Genomic DNA, 8,219 nt, shown 5'->3' with positions numbered 1-8,219 from the left:
TAGCGACTCCCGACGCTGATATACTGCGTAGCGTACCGATTTTATATTGTAGAGCGTCCGAATCTAATGATTCGGGCTTTTTACGTCTACAAAAAAGTGATTCAGGTATTCCTCTATAGCGGAGTGTCTCTTAGTGAATAATTCACTTAATTTAACGAGTTAAAGTGCTCGCTGATGCGAGCGTAGCGACTCCCAACGTTAAAATCACATCGAGAATAACTACAGTGTTCTTATTTCACGATCTGGATTATCCGCTACTGGGGTATTAGGCATTACATTTTTAGTAACGACAGCACCCGCACCCACAATACTGTTTTCACCAATACTCACACCCTCTAAAATAATTACACCTGTGCCAACCCATGCGTTATTGGCTAACGCGATAGGCGCTGCAAAGTTTTCTTACTAAGCCTTTTTGCTGGATTAGTAGCATGTGACACAGCTAAAAGCTGAACTTTCGGGCCAATTAAGCAGGCATCACAAATGGTGATTAAATAATTGGCCAATGGCTAGTTGAGGTGTGTAATTAATATTTATAAAAGTAGGATTGTTAATGAAGGCTGAGATATTTAGTCGTTAATCGCTATTTAGTAGTTTTACCTAGTTGTCTTGTTCTAAATTTTATATAGATACTTCTAATAAAGTACTTAAGAAAACTGTACCATTACAGATGTTTTAAAATAACTATAACGAGAAACATATGAAATTATTAACTGCAGCAACTTTAATAGTTGCTTCATCGACAGCTTTTGCACGCCCTGCACCGCTAGTGTCTATTCCTACTCATGATGCCTTTTTTAATAGTATTGCAGCGCATTGCGGTAAAGCTTTTGAAGGTGAAGTAGCGGTAGATAACGCGAAAGGGCCAAGCTCATTTACAGATAAAAAGCTGGTTATGCATGTACGTAAATGTAGCGAGACTGAGTTACAAGTGCCGTTTCATGTAGGAGACGATGCATCACGTACGTGGATCATAACTAAAACGGGTAGTGGCTTGAGTTTAAAGCACGATCATCGTCATAAAGATGGAACAGACGACCCATCAACTATGTATGGTGGCCATACGCTTGATGCAGGGTTCGCGCAAATGCAGTCGTTTCCAGCAGACCAATACTCTAAAGAGTTATTCGTGAAAGAAGGCATTGCACAGTCTGTAGGTAATACATGGCAAATGTATATTTACCCAGAAGTATTTACTTATCGATTAATTCGCCAAGGACGTGAGTTTAAGGTGGATTTTGATTTAACTAAATCGATTACTCCACCATCAGCACCTTGGGGTTATAAAGACTAAGGCTACTTACCCTTGTTTGTATCTTCTTTAGTTTCGCATTGTAGTAAAACACTTAAATCTGGTTGGTAAGCACGTGGTTTTGTTGGAAAGCGTTCGTACTCTTGCACGCCTTCAAGTATTTTCAACATAAAGGTATTGCCGCGGCATAGACGGTCCGCATGGCGTAATAAAAATACACTTTGATTGGTAAAGTGTTTGTAATCGTCTGACTGGATTTCTATTTTATAGTTGTCTTCGCCAATTTTGGTTTGGTAGTAATGCACTTTGTTGTCAAAGTCGTATAGCTTCTCTGTTTCGGCTTTTTCAGCAAGTGCAGTATTTGCACTTGAAAGGGCCACCAGTGTAGCGCCTATAAATAAGCGTGGTGCGTTTATTCCTTTCATAAAATGTATCCTTTAATTTGCGAACTTTATACCCATTAATAAGAGTAATAAGGTCGATTTCTTTACGTATTAGTCTAACACCCAAAAAGGGAAAGTGTGATGTTCAAACAAATAAAACAACTTTTTGCTGTATTCGATGAACAGCAGCCAAGTATGCAAGAGCACGATTTAAAAACAGCTGTTGCTGCATTATTAATTGAAGTTATGCGTGCAGATATCAAGCTTGAACATGATGAACAACGAACCCTGACTGTAACCTTAAAAAAGTATTTTAATTTAACAGATATTGAGGTTAATGAGCTTACTAATAACGCGGCAAGCAGCTTAGATGATTCGATAGATTACTTTCAGTTTTCAAAACAGATTAATGAGCATTGCAGCGCGGCGCAGCGAATAGAAATAATAGAATTATTATGGCGCTTAGCGTATGCCGATGGAGAAATAGATCCCCAAGAAGACTACGTAATACGTAAAGTAGCAGGGCTTTTATATGTAACGCATACCGATTTTATCGCCGCAAAACTCGCGGCGACAAAGTAATTAGTTATTTAGGCGTGCAAGTTACCTTAACTTACTTGCAACGCTTACTAACTGATGAGCAAGCGCCGATACTCGCTCTGCAGTAACAGGTTCATTAATTTGCCCATTTTCATCAAACAATGTGTGTACAGCGGGTACTGCAAGTTGATCGGCAAGCACTAACGATCCAATACCACTTAGTATATCACGTACATGATTTAAACCGCGTAACCCACCAAGTCCACCTGGTGATGCTGAAAACAGCGCCACTACTTTATTGCGAAAAGCAGGAACAGCACCTTGCTCTGTGCGCGATGCCCAATCAATCGCATTTTTAAGTGCTGCAGTTATAGATCCGTTGTACTCTGGGCTTGCTAGTAAAATACCGTCAGCTGCACGTAGTTTGTCTTTTAAAAGCTGTACATCGCTTGGTGTACCTTGCGCTTCAATATCTTCGTTAAATAGTGGGATGTTTAATTCGTTTAGTTTTATTACTTCTACTTCAGCACCTGTTTGTAGAGCAAAACGTGCTGCCTCATTAATAATTTTTTGATTAAAGCTTTCTTGTCGAAGACTTCCTGCTAGGGCGATAATTTTTGGTGCTGACATGCTAGTGACCTTTTAGTGTTTAAACTTACAACGCTAATGTAGCAAAATTTTGCTTGTAGAAAACCCCAATAAACGCAACACTTGTGTGCGTAAATGCACATAAGTATAAGGTAATCAGAATGGCGATAAAATTTGAAGATTGGCAAGACGTTAAAGTAGCGTTTGAAGTAGCACGATTAGGCACGTTAACGGCGGCAGCAGAAGAGCTTAATGTGCACCACAGCACAGTACTTAGGCGAATTAATAATCTTGAAAAAAACTTAAATGCACGCCTTTTTCATCGCCATGCTCGTGGTTACAAGGTTACTGAAATTGGCACCAAGTTATTTGCAACGGCGCAAACTATCCATAGCTCCTTAGAGCAGTTACATAACGATATAGCAGCAGCCGATAGCACCCTTAGAGGGAGTTTATTGCTAACGACGGTAAGTGGCTTTATGGATGTACTTGGTGATGTATGTGAGCAATTTCAGGTATTACATCCGCAAGTGCAGTTAGAAGTTATTTTAGAACAAAAAAGGTTAAGGCTCGATCACGGACAAGCACATATTGCAGTTCGTGCAGGCCCAAGACCTGATGAGGGCGATTATATTGCTCAGCATTTAGCGCAGTTATCATCGGGTTTATACGCGAATAAACGTTACATTAATAAGTACGGCATGCCTAAATTATTAAGTGATTTACAACAACATAATTTTGTATCGGGTGTGGCGGGTTTTAATGCCCGCGTGCCTTATTTTGCATGGGCTGATGAACATATTCCTGCATCGCAAATTAAGCTGCGAGTATCTGAAACCGCAGAAGCGACTCGTGCAATAATTAAAGGGCTAGGCATTGGCGGATTACAGCATGACGTAGCGGCGCAATATTCTGATTTAGTACCTATATTACACAGTGAGTTAAGCTGGCCTACCGATGTATGGTTAGTCACGCATCACTTAGTGCATCGCACTGCTAAAGTACAAGCTTTTGCAGGGTTGTTAAAAACACATTTTAGTAAGTTAGCTGCTAATCAATAGTTTTAGCAGCATTTTAGCTGTGTTTTAAATGATTATAGTGTTTTTTTTACTTCTATCCCTAGGCGTTTAGCCAAGCGTACTAAGTTAGCTCTATCTAATTCAAGTACTCTTGCTGCTGCTGACCAGTTGTAGTTATGCTTCTTTAATTGCTCAGTAATTACGTTGTATTGCAACGATTCTACAGCTTGCTTTAAAGGTTGGTTGATTAAGGTGTTGGTTGTAATTTGGCTTGCTACTAGAGAGTTTTGTGGCGCACTTGGGGTTAAATCACAGTGCTCGCTTGTAATGGTTATTATTGGATTTTGCCATTGGCTTTGTTTTGCTTTTAGGGCGCTGCGGCTAATGACATGTTCAAGCTCGCGAACGTTACCTGGCCAGTTGTACTGATTAAGCAGTACTTGCGCTTCAGGGCTTAGTTTTAATTGTTTTATCCCTAATTTACGGGCTGTTTGCTCAATAAAATAACCAGCTAAGAGTGTTATGTCGTGCTCGCGTTTACTAAGTGGTGGCACAGTAATAGGGTAGACACTGAGGCGATGGTATAAATCGGCTCTAAAGCGACCTTGAGCTACTTCTTCTTTTAAGTTTCTGTTGGTTGCAGCAACGACGCGTACATCTACGTACTTTGGCGTGTCTTCTCCTACCGTTTGTATTTCGCCACTTTGTAGCACTCGTAATAGTTTACTTTGCATGGCCAGGGGCAGTTCGCCTATTTCATCTAAAAATAACGTGCCGCCATCAGCTAATTGAAATTTACCCTGGCGCGAATTTTGTGCGCCTGTAAAAGCCCCTTTCGCATGACCAAAAAATTCACTTTCAGCAAGGTTCTCAGGAAGTGATGCACAATTTAAGTGAATAAGCGGTTGATCTTTTCGAGCTGAATTTAAGTGAATATTACGCGCAACAAGTTCTTTTCCTACCCCTGTTTCACCTAATATAAGCACGCTAAAGTTAGATGCTGCAACGAGTTTAATTTCGTTTTTAAGTGTTTGCATTAGCGGACTTTGACCAATAATTTCACCGCCGTCCCGTGTTAACGCTTCACGATTTAGTTCTTGCACTAATGCACTTGAGTGCTGTGCATGCTGTTTGTAATGGGCAAGCTCTAAAGCTGTTTTAAAGTGCGCACTACACAGCGTTTGTAAGGTATTGAGTGTATCAGCGCTTATGCTGTTAAATGCATTGGCGTTAAGGCTATCAAACGTAAGTACGCCAAGTAGTGCGTTTTTATCATAAAGGGGTAAACCTAAACATGCATGTACCGGTATGTCGCCGGTTTTAGCTAATAGCAATCCGTCGTATGGATCGGGTAGTGGGCAGTCGTGCGCAAATTGTAGCGCGAGTGTGCTTTTGCAAATAGCTTCTAGGCGAGGGTGCTCTACTATTTTAAATCGTCTGCCAAGGCTGTCGGACATTAACCCTTTAATTGCCAGTGGTTTTAATTGCTCGCCCTGAAGCACTAATAACGCACTTGCATCACTAGGAATCACCCGCTCAACCGTTGCTAGTAATTGATCAAAACTATGCTCGTGCAGTGTACTTTGAGCTAGCTCTAGAGCAACTTGGGTAAGGTTGAATTGCTGGTTCATGTCAAAATGACCTGTTTGTGTTTTTATGAGTTAATTTATAGTAGGTCATAAAGACTCATAGTGTAAAGTGATTTAATTTAACTTATTGAATTTAAATGAATAAAATTATTGGCACAGTATGTGTAATAGCTAAGTAACGTAGTTAGTTACAGAGATCGCCATGAACACACTAATGCTGAATAATTTAAATAATCAAACACAGTTTAGTTCACTATACGAAACAGTATTATTTGCTGCCAATACTGCATTAGCTGTGAGTTTAGTGTGTATTACGGCAAGTATTTTAATTAGCTACCCGTTTGCTGAGTACTTTTCCATGGCGGTGCAAGTATCAGCTCATATTGGCACTATTGTTATTGCTGCTATTTTAAAAGTAAGTTACGTACTGCGCTGTGTTGCACAACATGGTTTAGGGCAGGAGGTACGATAATGCGCCCTATAAACTTAACTGAGCCAATGCCAGCACGCGTTGCTATTCATCAAGTATCTCAATGGCCATTATGGATGCTCGCTTTTAGACCTTTCTTTTTAGGCGGTGGCTTATTGGCATTTTTGTCGGTGGGGTATTGGCTACTTATTTTAACAGGCCATGCAAGTTGGCACTCATCGATACCTGCAACATTATGGCACGCGCACGAAATGCTGTTTGGCTTTGCAGGAGTTGTAGCTGTTGGCTTTTTACTTACCGCTGCACAAACATGGACAGGCGTACCGAGCATAAGTGGGAAAGCCCTTATGTGGCTTACGTTTATATGGCTTGCAGCGCGCTTAGCCTTTTTTGTGATATTGCCTGATATTGCTCATTTTAATTTATATGCTGCACTTACATTACAAGTTATTTGGTGGCTAGGCGCCATAGCAGTACTGGCTAATATGTTATTAAAAGCCAATAGCAAAAGTAACTATCCGTTTTTAGCTATTTTAGCTGTGCTTTGTGGGCTCAATGTATTGTATTTAATACTTGTTTTAAAACAAAACATGCAGCTTGCACTTGGTGTGGTTGATACCGCAGTACTGGTAATTACTTTACTAGTTGGCATTGTTGCGGGTCGCGTTCTACCATTTTTTACCGCTAAAGGTCTAGGTTTAACCGCACAAGTTCGCACTCCTAAAATAGATAAAGCGGTGATGTATTTATCTATTTTGGCTATCACTTTATTTTTCATCAACAAGTTGTTTTTGAACACGATTAATCCTGCGTTAGTTGTTGCAACTGTTGCTGCGCTTCACCTGGTCAGGGCTGGTTTTTGGTGGGATAGCAAGGTATTGAGAGTGCCGTTGTTATGGTCTTTACATTTTTCCTACTTAGCGTTAGGCGTAGGGTTAATGATGGTTGCATTTAGCTTTTATAGCAGTGCAATACAATTTAAAGATGCGCTGCACTTAATCACTATTGGCACAATAGGTATGATGATTTTAGCAATGATGACGCGTGTATCACATGGTCATACAGGGCGTACACTCGCTATTCCTCATTACATGGCTGTTGCTTTTGCGTTTTTGCTTGTGGCCGCTATTACTCGTTCATTACTCCCTTTTATTATTGGGCCTCACCTTGCTTGGCAAATAAGTGCTGTGCTGTGGTTAGTGGCTTTTTCATTATTTTTAATTCACTGCACACCTATATTAACGCGGCGTCGTGTTGATGGGCGTCGTGGTTAGTTCATCCATAGGAAACACATATGTTATCTGATAAAACCATTGAGATTGTAAAAAGCACAGTTCCGTTATTAGCGCAGGCGGGTACGGTTGTTACCGATCATTTTTATAAGCGTTTATTTAGCCATAATCCTGAGCTTAAAAATATTTTTAATATGGCGAATCAAGATACAGGTCGTCAGCAATTTGCACTTTTTAATGCATTGGCTGCGTATGCACAAAATATTGATAATTTAGCCGTATTAAAAGAAGCGCTAACACGTATTAATCATAAGCATACAAGCTTGAATATTTTACCTGAGCATTACCCTATTGTAGGTGCGCATTTAATTGGTACTTTAAAAGAGCTTATTCCTGAGCAATTTACTCCCGATGTTGAATACGCTTGGCGCGAAGCTTACGGCGTACTTGCTGATATTTGTATAACCGAAGAAGCTGCTTTGTATGAGCACAGTAAAAATAAACACGGTGGTTGGGCGGGAACTCGCCAATTTAAAATAACCAACAAACAGGCTGAATCAGAACTAGTAACAAGTTTTACACTTACGCCAGTTGATGGCGAAGCTGTTATTACACATAAACCAGGGCAGTATTTAGGTATTAAAGTTAAGCCAGAGGGCGCTGAATATGAAGAAATTCGCCAGTATTCTATTTCGCAAAAAAGTAACGCTAAAAACTACCGTATTAGTGTTAAAAAAGAGCTACAGCCAAAGCCTGGCATGGTGTCTAATTATTTACACTCATTAGAGCAGGGCACTATTGTTGAGCTATACCCGCCGGCAGGAGACTTCTTTTTACGTAATAATACAAGTCCAGCGGTACTCATTTCAGCAGGTGTTGGGCAAACGCCAATGCTAGCAATGCTCGAAACGTTATTAAGCGATAACTCTAATCAAAATATTATGTATTTACATGCCTGCGAAAATACTCAGCAGCATTCGTTTTCAAAATATTTAAATGATTTAGCAACGAAAAATAACCATTTGCAAACAATGACCTGGTTTAATCAAGCGACAGAGGGCGCTGACTTTACTGGGTTAATGAACCTAAACGCAGTACAAGCACAGCTACCATTGAGTAATGGCGACTTTTACTTATGTGGTCCTGCTGGTTTTATGGCATTTATAAAAAACCAGTTACTTGAGTT

Annotated in this window: 9 protein-coding genes and 1 pseudogene; 6 read left to right on the top strand and 4 right to left on the bottom strand. The window is 40.2% G+C overall.

The genetic code is table 11. The features are described 5' to 3' along the window. Window positions 1-219: 219 nt before the first annotated feature. Window positions 220-555, bottom strand: a pseudogene (locus CXF89_RS20545) (sugar O-acetyltransferase); the annotation flags it as partial. 145 nt (window positions 556-700) lie between these two features. Here CXF89_RS20545 and CXF89_RS20540 point away from each other — a divergent pair. Then, the gene (locus tag CXF89_RS20540) at window positions 701-1,294 is read left to right on the top strand and encodes a hypothetical protein (RefSeq protein WP_121955624.1); all 594 of its coding nucleotides are present in this window, start codon (window positions 701-703) and stop codon (window positions 1,292-1,294) included. Between the two features lie 2 nt (window positions 1,295-1,296). Here CXF89_RS20540 and CXF89_RS20535 read toward each other — a convergent pair whose 3' ends face one another. Continuing rightward, window positions 1,297-1,677 carry a hypothetical protein gene (locus CXF89_RS20535; RefSeq protein WP_024591701.1) on the bottom strand — a complete coding sequence of 127 codons (381 nt, stop codon included), beginning with the start codon at window positions 1,675-1,677 and terminating at the stop codon, window positions 1,297-1,299. A gap of 99 nt (window positions 1,678-1,776) precedes the next feature. Between CXF89_RS20535 and CXF89_RS20530 the strand changes: the two genes are divergently transcribed. Beyond that, entirely contained in the window at window positions 1,777-2,217 is a 441-nt protein-coding gene (locus CXF89_RS20530; RefSeq protein WP_121955623.1) for a tellurite resistance TerB family protein, read from the top strand. Between the two features lie 21 nt (window positions 2,218-2,238). On the opposite strand, the gene CXF89_RS20525 is transcribed toward CXF89_RS20530, so the two are convergent. Next, window positions 2,239-2,805, bottom strand: a complete 567-nt coding sequence (locus CXF89_RS20525) for an NADPH-dependent FMN reductase (protein ID WP_007584922.1) — start codon at window positions 2,803-2,805, stop codon at window positions 2,239-2,241. Between the two features lie 119 nt (window positions 2,806-2,924). Between CXF89_RS20525 and CXF89_RS20520 the strand changes: the two genes are divergently transcribed. After that, entirely contained in the window at window positions 2,925-3,824 is a 900-nt protein-coding gene (locus CXF89_RS20520) for a LysR family transcriptional regulator (RefSeq protein ID WP_121955622.1), read from the top strand. Window positions 3,825-3,856: 32 nt separating this feature from the next. Here the strand turns inward: CXF89_RS20520 and norR are convergent, their stop codons facing one another. Next, on the bottom strand, window positions 3,857-5,413 hold the full coding sequence (gene norR / locus CXF89_RS20515; RefSeq protein ID WP_024594305.1) for a nitric oxide reductase transcriptional regulator NorR: 1,557 nt from the start codon (window positions 5,411-5,413) through the stop codon (window positions 3,857-3,859). A 160-nt stretch (window positions 5,414-5,573) separates the two neighbouring features. Here norR and CXF89_RS20510 point away from each other — a divergent pair, with 160 nt between their 5' ends. The 3 genes from CXF89_RS20510 to hmpA form a co-directional block, all read left to right on the top strand. Beyond that, window positions 5,574-5,843: a hypothetical protein gene (locus CXF89_RS20510; protein WP_007584928.1), complete on the top strand. Its 270-nt coding sequence runs from the start codon at window positions 5,574-5,576 to the stop codon at window positions 5,841-5,843. Continuing rightward, on the top strand, window positions 5,843-7,075 hold the full coding sequence (locus tag CXF89_RS20505; protein WP_024599631.1) for an NnrS family protein: 1,233 nt from the start codon (window positions 5,843-5,845) through the stop codon (window positions 7,073-7,075). The genes CXF89_RS20510 and CXF89_RS20505 overlap by 1 nt, the downstream gene beginning before the upstream one ends. Before the next feature lie 20 nt (window positions 7,076-7,095). Further along, a partial coding sequence (hmpA, locus tag CXF89_RS20500; RefSeq protein ID WP_121955621.1) for an NO-inducible flavohemoprotein occupies window positions 7,096-8,219 on the top strand: 1,124 nt, incomplete at its 3' end.

Source organism: Pseudoalteromonas sp. MelDa3 (genome assembly GCF_002863625.1).
In the GTDB taxonomy this organism is placed as follows: Bacteria; Pseudomonadota; Gammaproteobacteria; order Enterobacterales; family Alteromonadaceae; genus Pseudoalteromonas; species Pseudoalteromonas arctica.
The sequence above is the reverse complement of the archived record's forward strand: the minus strand, read 5'-3'. Positions and strand labels throughout refer to the sequence as shown.

Bases quoted from the DNA above. Each gene is read 5' to 3' on its own strand.
- CXF89_RS20510 (WP_007584928.1), top strand. From the start codon at position 5,574: ATGAACACACTAATGCTGAATAATTTAAATAATCAAACACAGTTTAGT.
- CXF89_RS20525 (WP_007584922.1), bottom strand. From the start codon at position 2,805: ATGTCAGCACCAAAAATTATCGCCCTAGCAGGAAGTCTTCGACAAGAA.
- norR (WP_024594305.1), bottom strand. From the start codon at position 5,413: ATGAACCAGCAATTCAACCTTACCCAAGTTGCTCTAGAGCTAGCTCAA.
- CXF89_RS20535 (WP_024591701.1), bottom strand. From the start codon at position 1,677: ATGAAAGGAATAAACGCACCACGCTTATTTATAGGCGCTACACTGGTG.
- CXF89_RS20505 (WP_024599631.1), top strand. From the start codon at position 5,843: ATGCGCCCTATAAACTTAACTGAGCCAATGCCAGCACGCGTTGCTATT.
- CXF89_RS20520 (WP_121955622.1), top strand. From the start codon at position 2,925: ATGGCGATAAAATTTGAAGATTGGCAAGACGTTAAAGTAGCGTTTGAA.
- CXF89_RS20540 (WP_121955624.1), top strand. From the start codon at position 701: ATGAAATTATTAACTGCAGCAACTTTAATAGTTGCTTCATCGACAGCT.
- CXF89_RS20530 (WP_121955623.1), top strand. From the start codon at position 1,777: ATGTTCAAACAAATAAAACAACTTTTTGCTGTATTCGATGAACAGCAG.